General features: G+C 70.2%; 17 protein-coding genes. 1 reads left to right on the forward strand and 16 read right to left on the reverse strand.

Translation table 11 applies throughout. The features are described from left to right. Nucleotides 1-32: 32 nt before the first annotated feature. Nucleotides 33-1,190 carry an MFS transporter gene (locus tag J2S42_RS20240; RefSeq protein WP_307241406.1) on the forward strand — a complete coding sequence of 386 codons (1,158 nt, stop codon included), beginning with the start codon at nucleotides 33-35 and terminating at the stop codon, nucleotides 1,188-1,190. Between the two features lie 50 nt (nucleotides 1,191-1,240). Here the strand turns inward: J2S42_RS20240 and lysS are convergent, their stop codons facing one another. The 16 genes from lysS to J2S42_RS20320 all read right to left on the reverse strand — a co-directional run bounded on the left by lysS (nucleotide 1,241) and on the right by J2S42_RS20320 (nucleotide 20,151). Further along, entirely contained in the window at nucleotides 1,241-2,998 is a 1,758-nt protein-coding gene (gene lysS, locus J2S42_RS20245) for a lysine--tRNA ligase (protein WP_307241408.1), read from the reverse strand. A 173-nt stretch (nucleotides 2,999-3,171) separates the two neighbouring features. Beyond that, nucleotides 3,172-4,152 carry a polyprenyl synthetase family protein gene (locus J2S42_RS20250; protein ID WP_307248881.1) on the reverse strand — a complete coding sequence of 327 codons (981 nt, stop codon included), beginning with the start codon at nucleotides 4,150-4,152 and terminating at the stop codon, nucleotides 3,172-3,174. Nucleotides 4,153-4,243: 91 nt separating this feature from the next. Next, complete coding sequence (nuoN, locus tag J2S42_RS20255) at nucleotides 4,244-5,776, reverse strand: NADH-quinone oxidoreductase subunit NuoN (protein ID WP_307241409.1); 1,533 nt, start codon at nucleotides 5,774-5,776, stop codon at nucleotides 4,244-4,246. A gap of 2 nt (nucleotides 5,777-5,778) precedes the next feature. Further along, nucleotides 5,779-7,305 carry an NADH-quinone oxidoreductase subunit M gene (locus J2S42_RS20260; protein WP_307241411.1) on the reverse strand — a complete coding sequence of 509 codons (1,527 nt, stop codon included), beginning with the start codon at nucleotides 7,303-7,305 and terminating at the stop codon, nucleotides 5,779-5,781. Continuing rightward, the gene (gene nuoL, locus J2S42_RS20265) at nucleotides 7,302-9,170 is read right to left on the reverse strand and encodes an NADH-quinone oxidoreductase subunit L (protein ID WP_307248883.1); all 1,869 of its coding nucleotides are present in this window, start codon (nucleotides 9,168-9,170) and stop codon (nucleotides 7,302-7,304) included. The genes J2S42_RS20260 and nuoL overlap by 4 nt, the downstream gene beginning before the upstream one ends. Nucleotides 9,171-9,231: 61 nt before the next feature. Beyond that, entirely contained in the window at nucleotides 9,232-9,531 is a 300-nt protein-coding gene (gene nuoK / locus J2S42_RS20270; protein WP_307241413.1) for an NADH-quinone oxidoreductase subunit NuoK, read from the reverse strand. Beyond that, the gene (locus J2S42_RS20275) at nucleotides 9,532-10,278 is read right to left on the reverse strand and encodes an NADH-quinone oxidoreductase subunit J (protein WP_307241414.1); all 747 of its coding nucleotides are present in this window, start codon (nucleotides 10,276-10,278) and stop codon (nucleotides 9,532-9,534) included. It abuts the gene before it with no gap. Then, nucleotides 10,275-10,844: an NADH-quinone oxidoreductase subunit NuoI gene (gene nuoI, locus J2S42_RS20280; RefSeq protein ID WP_307248884.1), complete on the reverse strand. Its 570-nt coding sequence runs from the start codon at nucleotides 10,842-10,844 to the stop codon at nucleotides 10,275-10,277. Before nuoI ends, J2S42_RS20275 begins: the two co-directional genes overlap by 4 nt. A gap of 10 nt (nucleotides 10,845-10,854) precedes the next feature. Beyond that, nucleotides 10,855-12,195: an NADH-quinone oxidoreductase subunit NuoH gene (gene nuoH / locus J2S42_RS20285; protein ID WP_307241416.1), complete on the reverse strand. Its 1,341-nt coding sequence runs from the start codon at nucleotides 12,193-12,195 to the stop codon at nucleotides 10,855-10,857. Then, nucleotides 12,195-14,678, reverse strand: coding sequence for an NADH-quinone oxidoreductase subunit G (locus J2S42_RS20290; protein ID WP_307241418.1), 2,484 nt, complete (start codon nucleotides 14,676-14,678; stop codon nucleotides 12,195-12,197). Before J2S42_RS20290 ends, nuoH begins: the two co-directional genes overlap by 1 nt. Then, the gene (gene nuoF / locus J2S42_RS20295) at nucleotides 14,678-15,994 is read right to left on the reverse strand and encodes an NADH-quinone oxidoreductase subunit NuoF (RefSeq protein ID WP_307241420.1); all 1,317 of its coding nucleotides are present in this window, start codon (nucleotides 15,992-15,994) and stop codon (nucleotides 14,678-14,680) included. Before nuoF ends, J2S42_RS20290 begins: the two co-directional genes overlap by 1 nt. A gap of 25 nt (nucleotides 15,995-16,019) precedes the next feature. Next, nucleotides 16,020-17,009 carry an NADH-quinone oxidoreductase subunit NuoE gene (gene nuoE, locus J2S42_RS20300; RefSeq protein WP_307241421.1) on the reverse strand — a complete coding sequence of 330 codons (990 nt, stop codon included), beginning with the start codon at nucleotides 17,007-17,009 and terminating at the stop codon, nucleotides 16,020-16,022. After that, nucleotides 17,010-18,335, reverse strand: coding sequence for an NADH-quinone oxidoreductase subunit D (locus J2S42_RS20305; RefSeq protein ID WP_307241423.1), 1,326 nt, complete (start codon nucleotides 18,333-18,335; stop codon nucleotides 17,010-17,012). Beyond that, nucleotides 18,332-19,054, reverse strand: coding sequence for an NADH-quinone oxidoreductase subunit C (locus J2S42_RS20310; RefSeq protein ID WP_307241426.1), 723 nt, complete (start codon nucleotides 19,052-19,054; stop codon nucleotides 18,332-18,334). The genes J2S42_RS20305 and J2S42_RS20310 overlap by 4 nt, the downstream gene beginning before the upstream one ends. Beyond that, nucleotides 19,051-19,722: a NuoB/complex I 20 kDa subunit family protein gene (locus J2S42_RS20315; RefSeq protein WP_307241427.1), complete on the reverse strand. Its 672-nt coding sequence runs from the start codon at nucleotides 19,720-19,722 to the stop codon at nucleotides 19,051-19,053. Before J2S42_RS20315 ends, J2S42_RS20310 begins: the two co-directional genes overlap by 4 nt. A 63-nt stretch (nucleotides 19,723-19,785) precedes the next feature. After that, on the reverse strand, nucleotides 19,786-20,151 hold the full coding sequence (locus J2S42_RS20320; protein WP_307241429.1) for an NADH-quinone oxidoreductase subunit A: 366 nt from the start codon (nucleotides 20,149-20,151) through the stop codon (nucleotides 19,786-19,788). Nucleotides 20,152-20,224: the final 73 nt, after the last annotated feature.

Genomic DNA, 20,224 nt, shown 5'->3' on the forward strand with positions numbered 1-20,224 from the left:
TGGTACGCCCGTTTCCAGTAGCATTTGCCGAGATGGCCAAGATCCGCTTCACCCCCGGTCCGGTGGGCGGCGTGCTCGCCACCACGATCGCGGTCGTCCTACCCGGATTCCTGGTCGGCGGGCTCGCGGTCCAGATCGGTGAGTCCTTCCCGCTGTCACCGGCCCAGCTCGGCATCGCCATCTCCGTCTACTTCGGCGTCAGCGCGGTCGCCTCCGTCCCGGCCGGACACCTGGTCGAGCGGTACGGCTCCGGCCCCACCGCCCGCGCCGCGATCCTGCTCTCCGCCGGGTCGCTGCTCGCGATCGCGCTGCTGGCGAGCTCCGCGCTCACACTCACGCTGCTGCTAGCGGCCGGCGCCGGCGCCAACGCGCTCGGTCAGATCGCCGGCAACGCCGCCCTGGCCCGGCACGCGCGCCCGGGACGGCAGGGCCTGTCGTTCGGCACCAAGCAGGCCGCGATCCCGCTCTCCACGCTGCTGGCCGGCGCGGCCGTACCGACCGTAGCGCTGACGCTCGGCTGGCGGTGGGCGTTCGTGCTGGCGGCGCTGCTGGCGCTGAGCGCGCTGCCGGCCGCACCGGCCGCGCCCGCCGTGCACCGGGACCGGGCCGGCGCGTCCGGCCGGGCCACGGCCGGGCTCGTCGTCGTGGCGGTCGCGGCCACGCTCGCGTCCGGGTCCGCGAACTCGCTCGGCACGTTCCTGGTCGACGCGACCGTGGCGCGCGGCGTCGACCCCGGCCCGGCCGGGCTCGCGCTCACGCTGGGCGGCGCGGTCTGCGTGGTCGCCCGGGTGCTCGGCGGCTACCTCGCGGACCGGCTGCCGGACCGGCAGCTCACCGTGATCTCCGCCCAGCTGATCATCGGTGCGGGCGGGCTGGCGCTGCTCACGCGCGGCGGCGGCCCGGTGCTGATCACCGGCGTGGTACTCGGCTTCGGCCTCGGCTGGGCCTGGCCCGGCCTGATGAACTTCGCGGTGGTGCGCCTGCACCCACAGGCACCGGCCGCCGCCACCTCGGTCACCCAGACCGGGGTCTACGCGGGCGGCTGCCTGGGCCCGCTGACGCTCGGATTCGTCGCCACCCACTTCGGATACACCACCATGTGGCTCACGGCCGCCAGCGCCATGCTGGGGGCCGCGCTCTGCATGGCGCTCGGCGCCGCCCTCCTCCGCCGCGCCCACACCGCGACGTGAACGAGGCGCCGCCCGCAAACGGGGCGGCGCCTCGGACGAACGGCGCCGGATCAGGCGGACAGCAGGCGGCGGACCCGGTCGGCACCGGCCGCGAGCAGCAGCGTGGGCAGGCGCGGGCCGGTGTCCCGGCCGACCAGCAGGTGGTAGAGCAGCGCGAAGAACGTCCGCTGCGCCACCTTCAGCTCCGGTGTCGGCTTGGTGTCCGGCGGCAGCCCGGCCAGCACCTTCGGCACGCCGTAGACCAGCGTGGTCAGGCCCTCCAGCGACCAGTGCTCGTCCAGCCCGGCCACCAGCAGCCGCAGCGACTCCCGCTGCGTGTCGTCCAGGCTCTTGATCAGATCCAGGTCCGGCTCGTCCCGCAGCCGGGTCCGCTGCTCGGCCGGCACCTGGGTGGCCACCCAGGTGGCCGCGCGGTCGAGCCGCGGCCGCACCTCGGCCAGGCTCCGCACCGGCGACTCCGGGTCCAGGTCGTGCAGGATCCGCAGCATCTGCGTCTCGTCGCCGGTGGTGATGTCCGCGACGCTGGCCAGCATGCGGTACGCCACCGGCCGCGGCGTGACCGGCAGCGGCCCGGCAGCGGTGGTCGCCGAGCGCGCGTGCACGGCCGCGTCCACCTCGTTCGCGGTGCCGGCCGCGATCCGCTTCTCCAGCGCGTCCCACTCGTCGTAGAGGCGCTGGATCTCCTGGTCGAACGCGACCTTGAACGACTGGTTCGGCCGGCGACGCGCGTACAGCCAGCGCAGCAGCGCCGGCTCCATGATCCCCAGCGCGTCGCCCGGCGTCGGCACACCCCCCTTGGAGCTGGACATCTTCGCCTGCCCGGAGATGCCGACGAACGCGTACATCGGGCCGATCGGCCGCTCGCCGCCGAAGATCTCGGCCACGATCTGCCCGCCGACCACGAACGAACTGCCCGGCGACTGGTGGTCCACGCCGGAGGGCTCGAAGACGACACCCTCGTAGGCCCAGCGCATCGGCCAGTCGACCTTCCAGACCAGCTTGCCGTCCGTGAACTCGTTCAGCAGCACGGTCGCGGTGTGCCCGCAGACGCAGGTGTAGGTCAGTTCGGTGCTCTCGTCGTCGTACGCGACGACGGTGGTGAAGTCCTTGCCGCAGTCCGCGCAGAACGGCTTGAACGGGTAGTAGCCGCCCGCGGTCGCGCCGTCGTCCTCGTCGGCCGCGCCGGAGCCCTCGGCGGCCTCCGCGGCGGCGGCCTCGTCGGCCTCGTCCAGCTTCGGCCCCTGCTGCTTCGGGCCCTTCTTCGGCGCGGCGGCGTCGCGGTCCTTGGTCCGATAGCGGTCCAGGATCGCGTCGATCCGGCCGCGCTCCCGCATCGCCAGCAGGACCTGATCACGGTACGCGCCGGAGGTGTACATCTCGGTCTGGCTGATGCCGCGGTACTCCACGCCCAGCTCCGCCAGCGACTCGATCATCGCGGCCTTGAAGTGGGCGGCCCAGCTGGAGTGCTCGCTGCCGGGCGGCGCCGGGACACGGGTCAGCGGCTTGCCGATGTGCGCCTGCCAGGCCGGGTCCTCGGGGTCGATGCCGGCGATCCCCTTCGGCACCTTCCGGTACCGGTCGAAGTCGTCCCAGGAGATGATGTGCACGACGTCGTGGCCGCGCCGGCGGATCTCGTCCGCGACCAGGTGCGGCGTCATCACCTCGCGCAGGTTGCCGAGGTGGATCGGGCCGGACGGGCTGAGCCCGCTCGCACAGACGATCGGCTTGCCCGGCGCACGGCGCTCCGCTTCCGCGATCACCTCGTCCGCGAACCGATTGACCCAGTCAACATCGCTGCCAGCAGCCACGACCTGTTACACCCTCCCGGAGAACCGACACCGCCATTGTCCCCGATCACATCGCCCGGCCCGCAGCTGGGCGACGCCGGGCGGGGTTTCGGTGACCAACGACGACACCGCCGGCCCGCGGGAGCATGCGGGCCGGGCCACGCCGGAAGCGGGAATATCCGCTTTGAAGGCTTTTAAGAGGTTCTGTCGGAGATGAAGTCGCAGAGGCCCTCGAGCGTGCGGCGCGTCGGGCCGTCCGGCAGCACCGCTATCCGGCTGCGGGCCTCCTCCGCGTACGAGCGGACCGTCTCCCGGGCGCGTTTCATCGCCGGTGACTCGCGCAGCAGGCCGAGCGCCTCCGCGTGCAGCGCGTCGTCGACCAGCGGGCCCATGGACAGCAGCTCGCGCAGCCGGACCGAGGCGGCGTCCGCGTCGTCCGAGGCGAGCGCGTAGAGCACCGGCAGCGTCGGTACGCCCTCACGGAGGTCGGTGCCGGGCGTCTTGCCGGACTGGATCGACTCGGACGCGATGTCCAGCAGGTCGTCGGAGAGCTGGAACGCGATGCCCATCGATATCCCGTACCCGGCGAGCGCGTCGACCTGGTCGGCCGGTGCACCGGCGAAGAGACCCCCGAACCGGGCGGACGTGGCGATCAGCGAGGCGGTCTTGTCCTCGATGACCTTCAGGTGGTGCGCGATCGGGTCGCCGTCGCGCGGACCCACGGTCTCGGCCAGCTGGCCCTGCACCAGCTGCGAGAACGTGCGCGCCTGCAGCCGAACCGCCTCGGTGCCGAGATCGGCCGATATGTCCGCGGCGCGGGCGAACAGGTAGTCGCCGACCAGGATCGCGACCGAGTTCGTCCAGCGGCTGTTGGCGCTGGGCGCACCCCGCCGGACGGCGGCCTCGTCCATGACGTCGTCGTGGTAGAGCGTGGCGAGGTGGGTCATCTCCATGACCACCGCGGCCTGGGTCACGCGCGACTCGGTCGGGTCGCCGAGGTGGGCGCCGACCGCGACCAGCAGCGGCCGGAAGCGCTTGCCGCCGGCCGAGACGAGGTGCATCGACGCCTCGCGGACCAGCGGATCCGCACTGTCGACGCTGTCCCGGAGACTGGCCTCGACCTCCTCGAGGATCGCCGACACCGACGCCTCGATGGCGGGGTCGACGAAGTCGATCCCGCTCGCATGCTCTGCACCTGGGGTAAGGCCTGCCACGACTCTACGATGCCATATGCGTGGCAGGCCAGCCCTGTGGGGGAACACGGCGCTACTGGACGAACTCGGCGGCGCCGCTGGTCAGGTCCAGGAGCAGGGACGGGGCCACGCCGAGGAGCAGCGTCATCGCCACGCCGATGGTCAGCGCGGCCGTGGTGAACACGCCGGGGACGGAGACGGTCGGCGTGGCCTCGCTCGGGTCGGAGAGCCACATCATGACCACGACCCGCAGGTACGGGAACGCGAGCACGATGCTGCTGATCACGCCGGCGATCACCAGCCAGGTCTGCCCACCCTCGATCGCGGCTCCGAAGACCGCGAACTTGCTGATGAACCCGCTGGTCATCGGGATTCCGGCGAACGCCAGCAGGATGAACGTGAACAGCCCGGCGATCAGCGGCGACCGGCGGCCGAGCCCGGCCCAGCGGGACAGGTGACCGGCCTCGCCGTCCGCGTCCCGGACCAGCATCACCACGGCGAACGCGCCGATCACCGTGAACCCGTACGCGACCAGGTAGAACATGGTGCTGGCGAGCCCGGCCTCACCGCTGGCCAGCACGCCGACCAGCAGATATCCGGCGTTCGCGATGGACGAGTAGGCCAGCAGCCGCTTGATGTCGGTCTGGGTCACGGCCAGCACCGCACCAATGATCATGGTGAGCACCGCGACGACGCCCAGGATCGGCGTGAAGTCCCAGCTCAGGCCGTTGAAGCCGACGTAGAGCACGCGCAGCAGCGCGCCGAACGCGGCAACCTTGGTGCACGCGGCCATGAACGCGGTGACCGGTGTCGGCGCGCCCTGGTAGACGTCCGGCGTCCAGACGTGGAACGGCACCGCCGCGGTCTTGAACAGCAGGCCGATGGAGAGCATCGCCAGGCCCGCATAGAGCAGCAGCGGGTCGCGGTCGGACTCGGCGGCCGCGGCACGGACGCTGCCGAGGTCGACCGCGCCGGCGAAGCCATAGATGAGCGCCACGCCGAACAGGAAGAACGCGGACGCGTACGACCCGAGCAGGAAGTACTTCAGCGCGGCCTCCTGGCTGAGCAGCCGCCGGCGACGGGCGAGCGCGCAGAGCAGGTAGAGCGGCAGCGAGAAGACCTCGAGCGCGATGAACATGGTGAGCAGGTCGTTCGCGGCGACGAAGAGCAGCATGCCGGCGATCGCGAAGAGCGAGATCGGGTAGACCTCGGTCAGGCCGGGCGTGCGGGCCGCCTGCCGGACGTCCGCGTCGGAGCCGACCGTGATCGCGGCCTGCGGCACGAACGCGCCACCGGCCTCCAGCTTCCGCTCGCCCATCAGCAGCAGCGACACCAGCGCGAGCGCCAGGATCGCGCCCTGGAGGAATACCGCTGGGCCGTCGATGGCAACCGCACCGGCGGCCGTGGTGACCCGGGTGGACGCCTGGGTGATCACCATGGCGAGGCCGGCGACCGTGGCCAGCAGCGCCAGGCTCAGCTGCACCGCGTGCCGGGCCCGCCGGGGCACGAACGCCTCGGTGACCACGCCGAGGCAGGCCGCGCCGAACAGGATGAGGATCGGCGCGACGGCCGCGTAGTCGATGGAGGGTGCCTTGAGTTCGTCCATGGTCACTTCGCCGCCTCGGTGATCGCCGTGGGTGCGGGGTCCGTCGCGCCGACGTCCTGCATGGTGGCCTGCACGGCCGGGTTGATGACGTCGGTGATCGGCTTCGGGTAGAAGCCGAACACGATGATCATCGCGATCAGCGGCGCGACCACGACCTTCTCGCGCAGCGTGATGTCCCGCCGCATGCCCTCGACCTCGGCCAGCGCCGGGTTCGGGGTGCCCTGCACGGTGCGCTGGACCATCCAGAGCACGTACGCGGCCGCGAGCACGATGCCGAGCGTCGCGATGATCGCGATCGGCTTGTTCACCGTGAACGTGCCGATCAGCACCAGGAACTCGGAGACGAACGGCGCGGTGCCGGGCATGGCCAGCGACGCCAGACCGGCGAAGAACAGCACGCCGGCCAGCAGCGGCACGTACTTCCCGGCGCCGCCGAAGTCGCTGATCAGCGCGGAGCCGCGCCGGGCCACGAGCATGCCGACGACCAGGAACAGCAGGCCGGTGGCGAGGCCGTGGTTGACCATGTAGAGCACCGCGCCGGTGCCGGCCTGAGTGGTGAACGCGAAGATGCCGACGCCGATGAAGCCGAAGTGCGCGATCGACGTGTACGACACCAGCCGCTTGAGGTCGTTCTGCCCGACCGCGAGCAGCGCCGCGTAGATGATGCCGATCACGCCGAGCACCAGTGCGAGCGGCGCGAAGTAGCGGGACGCGTCCGGGAAGAGCGGCAGGCAGTAACGCAGGATGCCGAACGTGCCGACCTTGTCGAGTATCCCGACCAGCAGCGCGCCCGCACCGGCCGGTGCCACGCCACCGGCGTCCGGCAGCCAGGTGTGGAACGGGAAGAACGGCGCCTTGATCGCGAACGCGAGGAAGAAGCCGAGGAACAGCCAGCGCTCGGTCCCGGCCGACATGTCGATCTGGGTCAGTGCCGCCCAGTCGAACGTCTTGCCGCCGGCCACCCACAGCCCGATCACGGCGGCGAGCATGAACAAGCCGCCGACCAGCGAGTAAAGGAAGAACTTGACCGCCGCGTACTGCCGCTTGGCGCCGCCGTAGGAGCCGATGAGGAAGTACATCGGCACCAGCATGACCTCGAAGAAGACGTAGAAGAGGAAGACGTCGGCGGCCGCGAAGACGCCGATCATCGTCGACTCCAGCGCCAGCAGCAGCGCGAAGTAGACCGGCACCGACCGTCCGCTGGCGTCCGCCTCGTGCCAGGCCGCCAGGATGACGATCGGCACCAGCACCGCGATCAGCATCAGCATGACGAGCGCGATGCCGTCCACCGCGAACGTGAAGTTCACGCCCCAGCCGGGGATCCACGGGTACGACTCGCGCAGCTGGAGCCGCTCGCCACCGGCGTCGAACGCCAGCCAGAGCGCCACGGTCAGCGCCAGGATGCCGAGCGACCAGGCGAGCGTGAGCCACTTGGCCAGTTCGGGCCGGCTGCGTGGCAGGAACGCCACGACCAGCGCGCCGACCAGCGGCGCCACGGTCAGCACCGACAGGTAGGGAAAGGAGCTCACACCAACCACCCCAACTGCAGCGCGACGAACGCCGCCGTGACCACCAGCGCGCCGGTGAGGATCGACATGGCATAGGAGCGGACGAAGCCGGTCTGCATCCGCCGCAACCGGCTGGATCCGCCGCCGACCGCGGCCGCGAGCCCGTTGACCACGCCGTCGACGCCTCGGTTGTCGAGGAACACCAGCGCACGGGTCAGGTACAGGCCGGGACGCTCGAACACCCACTCGTTGAACGTGTCCGCGTAGAGGTTCCGGCGGGCCGCGGTGACGAGCACGCCCGCGGGCTCCTCCCGCTCGGCCGTGCCGTTACGGAACAGCATCCAGGCGAGGCCGGCGCCGAGCACGGTGACGCCGAGCGACAGGATCGTGATGACCGTGTGCGACAGGACCGCGTGGTGCTCGCCCTCGTGCGTGCCGAGCGTCGGGGTGAGCCAGTCCGGCACGCTCGTGGAGAGCAGGAAACCGGACGCGACCGAGCCGACCGCCAGCAGGATCAGCGGGACCGTCATCAGCGCGGGCGACTCGTGCGGGTGCACGTCATCCGTCCAGCGCTTCGGGCCGTGGAAGGTCAGCACGAACAGCCGCGTCATGTAGAACGCGGTCAGCCCGGCACCGAGCAGCGCGGCGCCGCCGAAGAGCCAGGCGGTCCAGTCCTCCCGTTCGAACGCGGCCGCGATGATCGGCTCCTTGGAGAAGAAGCCGGAGAACGGGAACATGCCGATGATCGCGAGCCAGCCCAGGCCGAACGTGGCCCAGGTGATCCGCATGTGCTTGGCCAGCCCGCCGAACCGCCGGATGTCGGTCTGGTCGTTCATCCCGTGCATCACCGAGCCGGCGCCGAGGAACAGGCCCGCCTTGAAGAAGCCGTGCGCCAGCAGATGCACGATGGCCAGCGCGTACGCCCCGCCGCCGAGCCCGACGCCAAGGAACATGTAGCCGATCTGCGAGACCGTCGACCAGGCCAGCACGCGCTTGATGTCGTCCTTGGCGCAGCCGATGATGCAGCCGATCACCAACGTCAGCGCGCCGATCGCGACCACCGTGGTCTGCAGCGTGGTGTTCGCGGAGAAGACCGGGTTGGAGCGGGCGATCAGGTAGACGCCCGCGGTGACCATGGTGGCCGCGTGGATGAGCGCGGAGACCGGGGTCGGGCCCTCCATCGCGTCCGGCAACCACGCCTGCAGCGGGAACTGGCCGGACTTGCCGGTCGCGCCGAGCAGCAGCAGGAGGCCGATGGCCAGCACCAGGCCGGCGCTCAACGCGCCGACGTTGCTGAAGACCTCGTCGTACTGCGTGGTGCCGAGCGTGGCGAACATCAGGAAGATGGCGATCGCGAAGCCGGCGTCGCCGACCCGGTTCATCAGGAATGCCTTCTTGCCCGCGGTCGCGGCGGCCGGCCTGGTGTACCAGAACGAGATCAGCAGGTACGACGCGAGACCGACGCCCTCCCAGCCGACGTAGAGCATCACGTAGTTGTTGCCGAGCACCAGCAGCAGCATGGCCGCGACGAAGAGGTTGAAGTAGCCGAAGAACCGGCGACGCCCCTCGTCGTGACGCATGTACTCCACCGCGTACAGGTGGATCAGCGAGCCGACGCCGGTGATCAGCAGCACGAACACCGCGGAGAGCGGGTCGTACAGCAGGCCGAAGTCGACCTGGAACGCGAAGACGTCGATGAACTGCCACAGCGACAGCTCGACGGATTTGTTCTCCAGCCCGCTGAGCTGGGCGAAGAGGGTCAGCCCGAGGACGAACGACGCCGCCGGGGCCAGCACGCCGAGCCAGTGACCCCAGCGGTCGGCGCGGCGGCCGAGCAGCAGGAGCAGCGCGGCGCTGGCCAGCGGGATCGCCACCAGTAGCCACATCTGCCCCAGCAGTCCCGTGGCCTGGGCGTACTCCACCGTGTGTTGTTCCACAGTCGGCCCCTTAGTACTTCAGGAGGTTGGCGTCGTCGACGCTCGCGGAACGCCGGGTCCGGAAGATCGACATGATGATCGCCAGGCCGACCACCACCTCGGCGGCCGCGACGACCATGACGAAGAACGCCATGATCTGGCCGTCGAGGTTTCCGTTGATCCGGCTGAAGGTGACCAGCGCGAGATTCGCGGCGTTGAGCATCAGCTCGATGCACATGAACAGCACGATCGCGTTGCGGCGGATCAGCACGCCGGACGCGCCGATCGTGAACAGGATCGCGGACAGCACGATGTAGGCGGAGGGTGACATCTACTTCTCCGTCCCCTTGGGCGCCGACTCCTGGGAGGTCAGCTCGCGAACCGGGAGGATCTTCGAGATGCTGCGCTCGGCGAACGTCCCGTCCGGCAGCCGGGCCGGTGTGGCGACCGAGTCGGACGTGGCGAAGACGCCGGGACCGGCCTTCGGCCCGGGGTAGCTGCCCGGCGCGAACCGGGCCTTCATCCGCTCCACCTGCGTCGGCTTCTCGCCCTTGGCCCGCTCGACGTGGGCCAGGATCATCGCACCGACCGCGGCGCTGATCAGCAGCCCGGAGGTGACCTCGAACGCGAGGACGTACCTGGTGAACAGCAGACTCGCGATGCCCTCCAGGTTGCCGCCCTCGTTCGCCGCGGCCAGCCCGATCGCGCCGGTGCCGGCCAGCGCGCGGGACAGGCCCGCACCGACCAGGCCGGCGAAGCCGAGGCCGAGCACGATCGCGGCGACCCGCTGGCCGCGCAACGTCTCGATCAGCGAGTCGGACGCGTCCCGGCCGACCAGCATCAGTACGAACAGGAACAGCATCATGATCGCGCCGGTGTAGACGATGATCTGGGCCATGCCGATGAACGGGCCGGCCTGGGCGACGTAGAAGACGCCGAGGCAGAGCATGGTGACGACGAGCCAGAGCGCGGAGTGCACCGCGTTGCGGGCCAGCACCATGCCGAGCGCCCCGATCACCGCGAGCGGCGCCAGGATCCAGAACAGCGCGGTCTCACCGCCGGATAGTTCAGTGATCATGCCGGCCTCACCGCCGCGTCGGTGGTCGAAGCGTCGCTCCAGGGCGCCTTCTCCGCGCCGGCGGACGTACCCGGGTTCTCCAGCGCGCCGACGTAGTAGTCCTTCTCGCTGTCACCCAGGAACATCGCGTGCGGCGGCTTGCTCATCCCCTCCAGCAGCGGCGCGAGCAGCTGTTCCTTGGTGAAGATGAGGTCCTGCCGGGAGTCGCGGGCCAGCTCGTACTCGTTCGACATGGTCAGCGAACGGGTCGGGCAGGCCTCGATGCAGAGCCCGCAGAAGATGCAGCGCGCGTAGTTGATCTGGTAATTCTTCGCGTACCGCTCGCCGGGCGAGTAGCGCTCGTCCTCGGTGTTGTCCCCGCCCTCGACGAAGATCGCGTCGGCCGGGCAGGCCCAGGCGCACAGCTCGCAGCCGATGCACTTCTCCAGACCGTCCGGGTGCCGGTTGAGGATGTGCCGGCCGTGGTAGCGCGGCGCGGACACCGGCGGCTTGAACGGGTAGTCGGTGGTGATGACCTTCCGGAACATGTGGGAGAAGGTCACGCCGAAGCCCTTGAAGGGATCCATCACGCCCATGTCACACCTCACTCTTCTCTGAAGCAGAGCTGGCATCCGCCGGCTGACGCTGGGCGACCTGGCGGACCGCGCGCGGGCTCGGCGGCACCTGCAGGTCGAGCGGCGGCAGCGGGAAGCTGCCCTGCGGCCGGGCCGCGACCTGGTCGGCCAGGCTCGGTCCGGCCGCGGCCTTCTTGCCGGACGGCCAGAGCACCGCGACCAGCACCACCACGAGGACGGCGGCGCCGATCAGCGTCCAGCGGGTCTGCGAGCCCAGGTCCGAGGTCTGCAGCACGCGCACGGTGGCGAGCAGCAGGATCCACACCAGGTTGACCGGGATCAGGACCTTCCACCCGAACCGCATGAACTGGTCGTAGCGCATCCGCGGCAGCGTGGCCCGCAGCCAGATGAAGACGAACAGGCAGAGCAGCACCTTCGACAGGAACCAGATCATCGGCCACCACCCGGTGTTCGCACCGGACCAGAGCGTGATCGGCCAGGTCGCCCGCCAGCCGCCCAGGAAGAGCGTGGTGCAGAGCGCCGAGACGGTGATCATGTTGATGTACTCGGCCAGGAAGAACAGCGCGAACTTGAACGACGAGTACTCCGTGTGGAAGCCGCCGACCAGCTCGGACTCGGCCTCGGGCAGGTCGAACGGCGCCCGGTTCGTCTCACCGACCGCGGAGATTGCGTAGATGACGAAGCTCGGCGCGAGCAGGATCGCGTACCAGCCGGGCGCGGTGAACTCGAGCCCGAACAGCGAGACCTCGCGGCCGTTAGCCTGCGCGGCCACGATCTGCGAGGTCGACATCGAGCCGGCCATCATGAAGACCGCCACGATCGACAGACCCATCGCGACCTCGTACGAGATCATCTGGGCGCTCGACCGGAGGCCGCCGAGCAGCGGGTACGTCGACCCGGACGCCCAGCCGGCCAGCACCACGCCGTAGATGCCGATCGACGCGCAGGCCAGCACGACCAGCACCGAGACCGGCACGTCGGTGACCTGCAACGCGGTCTGCTGCCCGAAGATCGAGACCACCGGGCCGAACGGGATGACCGAGAACGCGGTGAACGCACAGGTCGCGGAGATGACCGGGGCGATGAAGTAGATCACCTTGTCCGCCGTACGCGGGATGATCTCCTCCTTGAACGGCAGCTTCAGGCCATCCGTGAGGCTCTGCAGCCAGCCCTTCGGCCCGACCTGGTTCGGCCCGGGCCGGACCGCCATCCGGGCCACGACCTTGCGCTCGTAGTTGATGGTGAACAGCGTCAGCAGCAGGAGCAGGACGAAGACGCCGAGCACCTTGATCAGCGCGATCCACCAGACGTCGTTCTCGAAGGTCTGGAGCGTGGGATCCATTACGAGTCACCTCCCGCGGTGCGTTGGGCCAGGAGCGGGCCGGCCCCGTTCGGTGATGCCGCCGCGGACAGCCGGACGATCGACCCGGCCGCGCCGAGCGAGCGCCGCACGGTCGAGCCGGGCGAGTTGGTCGGCAGCCAGACGACGCCGTCGGCCATCTCGGTGATCAGCGCGGGCAGCGTGACCGCGCCACGCTCCGCACCGACCGTGACCGGTGCGCCGTCGCGCACGCCGAGCGCGGCGGCCGTGGTGCGGGACAGCCGGACCACCGGCGGCCGGGCCGTACCGTTGAGGTGTTCGTCGCCGTCGGTCAGCGAGCCCAGGTCGATCAGCTGGTGCCAGGTGGCCAGAACCGCCTCGTGCGTGCCCGGCTGTGCCGGAGCCACCGGGTCCACCGCCGGGGCCATCGGGCGCCGGGCCCGGGTGGCCGGCAGGCTGCCCAGCTCGCGGCGGACCTCGTTGACGTCGCCGGTGTTCAGCGCGGTGCCGAGCTGCGCGGCGAGCGCGTCGAGCACCCGCGCGTCGGTCATCGCGGTGGTGCGCAGGACGGCCTCGAACGTGCGCAGCCGCCCCTCCCAGTCCACGAACGACCCGGCCTTCTCCACCACCGGCGCGATCGGGAAGATCACGTCCGCGCGGCGGGTGACCGCGGTCGCCCGCAGTTCCAGGCTGACCAGGAACGGCACCGCGTCCAGCGCGGCCTCGGCCTGCCGGGGGTCGGCGAGGTCGGCCGGGTCGACACCGGCTACCACCAGCGCGCCGATCCGGCCGGTGGCGGCCGCCGCGATGATGTCGTCGGTGCTCCGGCCCGGGCTCGACGGGATCACGCCGGGCTCGACGTCCCACGCCGCGGAGAGTTCCGCGCGCGCGGCCGCCTCGGTGACCAGCCGGCCGCCGGGCAGCAGGTGCGGCAGGCACCCGGCGTCGATCGCGCCCCGGTCGCCGGCCCGCCTGGGAACCCAGGCCAGCTTCGCACCGGTACGGGAGGCGAGCGCGGCCGCCGCGGAGAGCGCACCCGGCACGGTGGCCAGCCGCTCGCCGACGAACAGGATCGCGCCCGGCTGGGACAGCGCGGAGGCGATCGACGCATCCTCGCCGAGCAGCCGCGCCTCGTCGCCCGGCACCGCGCCGACCAGCACCGCGCCCAGCTTCTCGAAGCCGCGGGACAGGAACGGCGCGAGCGCCAGCACCGGCAGCCGGCGCTTGGTGAACGCCTTGCGGACCCGCAGGAAGAGGATCGGGCACTCCTCCTCCGGCTCCAGCCCGGCGAACACCACGGCGGGCGCGGTGTCCACGTCGCTGTACTGCACGTCGGTCCGGCCGACCACGGACGAGGCCAGGAAGTCCGTCTCCTCCGCGGAGACCGGCCGGGCCCGGAAATCGATGTCATTGGTCCGCAGCGCGACCCGGGCGAACTTCGCGTACGCGTACGCGTCCTCGACCGTGAGCCGGCCGCCGGTCAGCACGCCGACGCCCGATCCGCCGTCCCGGGCCGCGCGCAGCCCGTCGGCCGCGACCGCGAACGCCTCGCTCCACGACGCCTCGCGCAGCTCGCCGTTCTCCCGGATCAGCGGGTTGGTGAGCCGGTCGGACGCGGTCGCGTACCGGAAGCCCCACCGGCCCTTGTCGCAGTTCCACTCCTCGTTGACCGCCGGATCGTCGCCGGCCAGCCGCCGCATCACCTTGCCGCGCCGCCAGTCCGTGCGCATCGCGCAGCCGGCCGAGCAGTGCTCGCACACGCTCGGCGTGCTGACCAGGTCGAACGGCCGGGCCCGGAAGCGATATTGCGCCCCGGTGAGCGCGCCGACCGGGCAGATCTGCACGGTGTTGCCGGAGAAGTACGAGTTGAACAGCACGTCACCCTCGGACGCGACGTCACCGGTCTTGGTGCCGCCGAAGAAGTCGTCCCGGTACGTGTTGATCTGCTCCCCGGACGACCGGTCCATCAGGTCGATGAACTTGTCACCGGCGATCTCCTCGGAGAACCGGGTGCACCGCTGGCAGAGCACGCACCGCTCGCGGTCCAGCAGCACCTGACTGGAGATGTTGATCGGCTTCTGATATTCGCGCTTCTGTTCGACGAAGCGCGAGTCGGCCCGGCCGGTCGACATCGCCTGATTCTGCAGCGGGCACTCGCCGCCCTTGTCGCACATCGGGCAGTCGAGCGGGTGGTTGATCAGCAGCAGCTCCATCACGCCGCCCTGCGCCTTCGCGGCGACCGGCGAGGTGAGCTGTGTCTTGACGACCATGCCGTCCGCGACCGTCTGCGTGCACGAGGCGACCGGCTTGCGCTGCCCCTCCACCTCGACCAGGCACTGGCGGCAGGCGCCGGCCGGGGCGAGCAGCGGGTGGTCGCAGAAGCGCGGGATGGCGATCCCGAGCTGCTCCGCGACCCGGATCAGCAGCGCACCCTTCGGCGCGGTCACCTCGATGCCGTCGATCGTCAGTGTGACGGTGTCGGCCTTCTTCGCTACGTCCGTCATCAGTGGGCCCCCACCAGCTGCTTGGCGGAGAGCCGGGGTGCCTTCCGGCCCTCGATGTAGTCCAGGTAGTCCTGCTTGAAGTACTTCAGCGAGGACGTCACCGAGCTGGTCGCACCGTCACCGAGGCCGCAGAATGAGCGGCCGAGCACGTTGTCGCAGGTGTCCAGCAGCGTGTCCAGGTCGGCGTGGGTGCCCTCGCCGGCCAGGATCCGGCGGAACACCCGGACCATCCAGTAGTTGCCCTCGCGGCACGGGGTGCACTTGCCGCACGACTCGTGGTGGTAGAACTCCAGCCACCGGTACGTCGCGTAGACCGGGCAGTCCTGGTCGCTGAAGATCTGGGTGGCCGTGGTGCCCAGGATCGACCCGGCCGCGGCCACGCCCTCGAAGTCCATCGGGGTGTCGATGTGCTCCGCGGCCAGCAGCGGCGTGGACGAGCCGCCCGGCGTCCAGAACTTCAGCTCGTGGCCCGGCTGCATGCCGCCGGCCAGCTCGATCAGCTCGCGCAGCGTGATGCCGAGCCCGCACTCGTACTGGCCGGGGTTGTTGATCCGGCCGGAGAGCGAGTAGATCATCGGGCCGGCCGACTTCTCCGTGCCCATGCTCTTCCACCAGGCCGCGCCGCCCAGCACGATGTACGGCACGCTGGCGATCGTCCCGACGTTGTTGACCACGGTCGGGCTGGCGTAGAGCCCGTGCGTGGCCGGGAACGGCGGCCGCAGCCGGGGCTGGCCGCGGAAGCCCTCGAGCGAGTCGAGCAGCGCGGTCTCCTCGCCGCAGATGTAGGCACCGGCACCGCTGTGCACGACCAGGTCGAGGTTCAGACCGCTACCCAGGATGTTTTGTCCCAGATATCCCTTCGCGTAGGCCTGGTCGACCGCGTTCCGCAGACGCCGCGCGGCGTGAACTGCCTCACCTCTGATGTAGATGTAGGCGCGCTCGGCTCGAATCGCATAGGAGGCGATGATTGCGCCCTCGACCAGCGCGTGCGGGTCGTGCGTCATCAGCGGCAGGTCCTTGCAGGTCCCCGGCTCGCCTTCATCGGCGTTGATCACCAGGTAGTGCGGCTTGCCGTCGCCCTGCGGGATGAAGCCCCATTTGAGCCCGGTCGGAAAGCCCGCACCACCTCGTCCGCGCAGTCCCGAATCCTTGATCAATTGGATAAGATCATCTGGGTGGACGCCGAGCGCCTTGCGCAGGGCCGCGTAGCCGTCCAGCCGCTCATAGACGTCGATGTCCCATGCGTCCGGCGAGAGCCAGCGCTTGGTCAGCACCGGAGTCAGCTTCTCCAGCACTTCACGCCGAGGAGAGGTCACCGTTCCTCCCGAGAGTCCGAAAAGCTCATTGGGCGTCCTTGAGGTTCTGCTGCTGCGGGCCCGGGTCGTCACCGGCCGGTTTGGCGTCGCCGGCCGCGTCGCCGGTGCCTCCCGGTGCGGTACGGCCGGACGCGTCCGGCTCGGGCGTCTTCGCGTCGGGATTGCGGGCCTCGGCCGCGCGGATCTCCGGATCCTTGACGTCGCCACCGGAGCTGTCGCTGGGTTTGCGGTGCGTGACCGCGTCCTTGGCGGTCGAGACGGCCGACTTGACCGCCGCCGCCACCTTCGCCGGTGCCGACTTCGCCGGAGCGGAGGAACCGTCCGCCTCCTTGCGCGGGATCGGCGTGTCCAGGTTGAACCCGGCCACCGAGATGCCGTGCTGCTGGGCGAGCGTGACACCGCGCAGCGTCGGCGCACCGGCGACACCCTCGCCCACCGCGCCCTCGCGCGGGTCGGAGAAGCCGGCCAGCTGCACCGCCATCTCCTTGAGCGTGCAGAGCCGCGGCGCCCGGCTGGGCTTCGGCAGGTCGCCACTGCGCAGGCCCTCGACGACCGCTACCGCCGAATCCGGCGTGACGTTGTCGAAGAAGTCGTAGTTGACGGTCATCACCGGCCCGTAGTCGCAGGCCGCGAGGCACTCCGCGTGCTCCAGCGTGATCGTGCCGTCCGCCGTGGTCTCGTCGTGCCTGACGCCGAGTGTCTCGGAGAGCGTGTCGTAGACCTCCTGACCGCCGAGCACGTTGCACATGGTGTTCGTGCAGACGCTGACCAGCCAGTCGCCGGTGGGCCGGCGCTTGTACATCGTGTAGAACGTGGCGACCGCGCCGACCTGAGCCTTGTTGATGCCCAGCACCTCGGCGCAGAACGCCACACCGGCCGGGCTGACGTACCCCTCCTCGCTCTGCACCAGGTGCAGCAGCGGGAGCAGCGCCGACCGTTCGCGCCCCTCGGGGTAGCGGGCCAGGATCGCCCGTGCCCGCTCGTAGACCGTTTCCGTGAAGACCGTCGTCGTCATCTAGCGATCACATCCACCCATGACCGGATCCAGCGATGCGCCGCCGGCGATGACGTCCGCCAGCAGTGCGCCCTCGGCCATCGCGGGAATGGCCTGCAGGTTGACGAAGCTCGGCTCGCGGTAGTGCACCCGGTACGGGCGCGTGCCACCGTCGGAGACCGCGTGCACGCCGAGCTCGCCGCGCGGCGCCTCGATCTGCACGTAGACCTGGCCGGCCGGGACCCGGAAGCCCTCGGTGACCAGCTTGAAGTGGTGGATCAGCGACTCCATCGACTGACCCATGATCTTGGCGACGTGCTCCAGCGAGTTGCCCATGCCGTCCACGCCGATGGCCAGCTGCGCGGGCCAGCCGATCTTCTTGTCCTGGATCATCACCGGGCCGGGCCGGAGCCGGTCCAGCGCCTGTTCGACGATCTTCATGGACTCGCGGATCTCGGCGAGCCGGACCTGGTAGCGGCCCCACACGTCGGCCGTGGTCGCGGTCGGGACGTCGAACTCGTACGTCTCGTACCCGCAGTAGGGCATGGTCTTCCGCAGGTCCCAGGCCAGGCCGGCGGAGCGCAGCACCGGGCCGGTGATGCCGAGCGCCACGCACCCGGTCACGTCCAGCACCGCGACGCCCTTGGTCCGCTCGTGCCAGATCGGCTGGCCGCTGAGCATGTCCTCGTACTCTTTGAGCTTCTTCGGCAGGTACTTCAGGAACTCGCGCGTCTTCTTCACCGCGGACTCCGGGAAGTCCTGCGCGACGCCGCCCGGCCGGATGTACGCGTGGTTCATCCGCAGGCCGGACGCCTCCTCGAAGATGTCCAGGATGTACTCCCGCTCGCGGAAGCCGTAGAGCATCATCGAGATCGCGCCGAGCTCCATGCCGGTGGTGGCCAGCCAGACCAGGTGCGAACTGATCCGGTTCAGCTCCATCATCAGCACCCGGATCGTGGTGGCGCGCTCGGTGATCTGCTCCTCGACGCCGAGCAGCTTCTCCACGGCCAGCGCGTACCCGGTCTCGTTGTGCAGCGGCGCCAGGTAGTCCATCCGCGTCACGAACGTCGAGCCCTGCACCCAGTTGCGGTATTCGAGGTTCTTCTCGATGCCGGTGTGCAGGTAGCCGACGACCGGCCGCGCCTCGGTGACCGTCTCGCCCTCCAGCTCCAGCACCAGGCGGAGCACGCCGTGCGTGGACGGGTGCTGCGGCCCCATGTTGACCACGATCCGCTCGTCGGTGAGCGGGTCGATGCCGGAGACGACCTGGTCCCAGTCCCCGCCGGTGACGGTGAAGACCTTGCCCTCGGTGGTGTCACGCTCGGTGGCGTATCCAGACTGCGTCACTGGTAGGTCCTCCGCGAGTCCGGCGGCGGGATCTCGGCGCCCTTGTACTCCACCGGGACCCCGCCGAGCGGGTAGTCCTTGCGTTGCGGGTGGCCCTCCCAGTCGTCCGGCATCATGATCCGGGTCAGGTTGGGATGGCCGACGAAGATCACGCCGAACATGTCGTACGTCTCCCGCTCCTGCCAGTCGGCCGTCGGGTAGACGCCGGTCACGCTCGGCACCTGCGGCGCGGCCGGGCTGACCGCCACCTCCAGCCGCACCCGGCGGCGGAAGGTCATCGACGTCAGCTGGTACGCCACGTGCAGCCGCCGCTCGTCCTGACCGAGGTAGTCGACCCCGTTCACCGACGAGCACAGCTCGAAGCGCAGCGCCGGGTCGTCGCGCATCACCCGGCACACCTCGGCGATCCGCTCCGGCGCGATGTGCAGCGTCAGCTCGCCGCGGTGCACGACGACCTTCTCGACCGCGTCGCCGAACTGCGGGTACGCCTCCTGCAGCGCGTCGTGCACCTCGTCCAGGTAGCCGCCGAACGGGCGCGGCGGCGTGTCCGTGACCGGCCGCTGCCGGACCAGCCCGCCGAAGCCGGACGTGTCACCGGTGCCGGCCACGCCGAACAGGCCCTTGCCGGCCCGGGTGGACGGCGGATAGTCCGCCGGTGCGGTGGTGGTGGCCCCGGCCGGCGTGGCCGCGGTCGAGCTCGGGTTCTGCGGCGCCGTCATCGCGCCCCCTCCCGCAGGTGGTTCTGCGCCTTCATCCAGTTCTCGATGCGCAGCTGCTCCTCGCGGCCCTCGCGCACGGCCTGCTCCCACTCGGCGCGGCGCTTCGGGTCGGCCCGGTAGGACGACGGCATCGCGCCCGGCGCGACCAGCGGCAGCTTGCCCTCGGCGGTGCGCTGCTCAAGCATCTTGCGCCCGTTCGGCCCGAGCGGCGCGGCCATCACCTTCTCGCGCATCTTCAGGATCGCGTCGATCAGCATCTCCGGCCGTGGAGGACACCCGGGCAGGTAGATGTCGACCGGCACGATGTGGTCGACGCCCTGGACGATCGCGTAGTTGTTGAACATGCCGCCGGACGAGGCGCACACGCCCATCGAGATGACCGAGCGCGGCTCCGGCATCTGGTCGTAGATCTGCCGGACGACCGGCGCCATCTTCTGGCTCACCCGGCCCGCGACGATCATCAGGTCGGCCTGCCGGGGCGAGGCGCGGAACACCTCCATCCCCCACCGGCCCAGGTCGTAGTGGGGTCCGCCGGCCGCCATCATCTCGATGGCGCAGCATGCCAGGCCAAAGGTGGCGCCCCAGAACGACGACTTGCGCGCCCAGTTGGACAGCTTCTCCACACTGGTCAGCAGAATCCCGCTCGGCAGCTTCTCCTCGATACCCATTGCCCGGCCCTCCTTCCCAATCCGTTCATGTGCGGGTTGTGCAGGGGTTGTGCGGGGTGAGGCTCAGTCCCAGTTGAGACCGCCGCGACGCCAGACGTAGGCGTACGCGATGAAGACGGTGCCGATGAAGAGAACCATCTCGACCAGGCCGAACAGGCCGAGCGCGTCGAACCTGACGGCCCACGGGTAGAGGAAGATGATCTCGATGTCGAAGATGATGAAGAGCATCGCGGTCAGATAGAACTTGACCGGGAAACGCCCACCCCCGACCGGCTGCGGTGTCGGCTCGATGCCGCACTCGTAGGCGTCGAGCTTGGCCCGGTTGTACCGGTGCGGGCCCACGATCGGCGCGATCGACACGGAGAACAGCGCGAACAGCGCGCCGAGGACGAACAGCAGAACGATGGGCACGTACGGCGAGAACGACATGTCGTCTCCTGGGTCCGGACGGGGGTGGGGGATGGTTCGTGTTGTTACCTATGTGATCTCTGTGACAGTGACA

The organism is Catenuloplanes indicus (assembly GCF_030813715.1).
In the GTDB taxonomy this organism is placed as follows: Bacteria; Actinomycetota; Actinomycetes; order Mycobacteriales; family Micromonosporaceae; genus Catenuloplanes; species Catenuloplanes indicus.

Coding starts and splice junctions, on each gene's coding strand:
- J2S42_RS20240 (WP_307241406.1), top strand. CDS start 33: ATGGCCAAGATCCGCTTCACCCCCGGTCCGGTGGGCGGCGTGCTCGCC.
- nuoN (WP_307241409.1), bottom strand. CDS start 5,776: ATGGACGAACTCAAGGCACCCTCCATCGACTACGCGGCCGTCGCGCCG.
- nuoL (WP_307248883.1), bottom strand. CDS start 9,170: ATGTGGCTACTGGTGGCGATCCCGCTGGCCAGCGCCGCGCTGCTCCTG.
- nuoK (WP_307241413.1), bottom strand. CDS start 9,531: ATGTCACCCTCCGCCTACATCGTGCTGTCCGCGATCCTGTTCACGATC.
- J2S42_RS20275 (WP_307241414.1), bottom strand. CDS start 10,278: ATGATCACTGAACTATCCGGCGGTGAGACCGCGCTGTTCTGGATCCTG.
- nuoI (WP_307248884.1), bottom strand. CDS start 10,844: ATGGATCCCTTCAAGGGCTTCGGCGTGACCTTCTCCCACATGTTCCGG.
- nuoH (WP_307241416.1), bottom strand. CDS start 12,195: ATGGATCCCACGCTCCAGACCTTCGAGAACGACGTCTGGTGGATCGCG.
- J2S42_RS20290 (WP_307241418.1), bottom strand. CDS start 14,678: ATGACGGACGTAGCGAAGAAGGCCGACACCGTCACACTGACGATCGAC.
- nuoE (WP_307241421.1), bottom strand. CDS start 17,009: ATGACGACGACGGTCTTCACGGAAACGGTCTACGAGCGGGCACGGGCG.
- J2S42_RS20310 (WP_307241426.1), bottom strand. CDS start 19,054: ATGACGGCGCCGCAGAACCCGAGCTCGACCGCGGCCACGCCGGCCGGG.
- J2S42_RS20315 (WP_307241427.1), bottom strand. CDS start 19,722: ATGGGTATCGAGGAGAAGCTGCCGAGCGGGATTCTGCTGACCAGTGTG.
- J2S42_RS20320 (WP_307241429.1), bottom strand. CDS start 20,151: ATGTCGTTCTCGCCGTACGTGCCCATCGTTCTGCTGTTCGTCCTCGGC.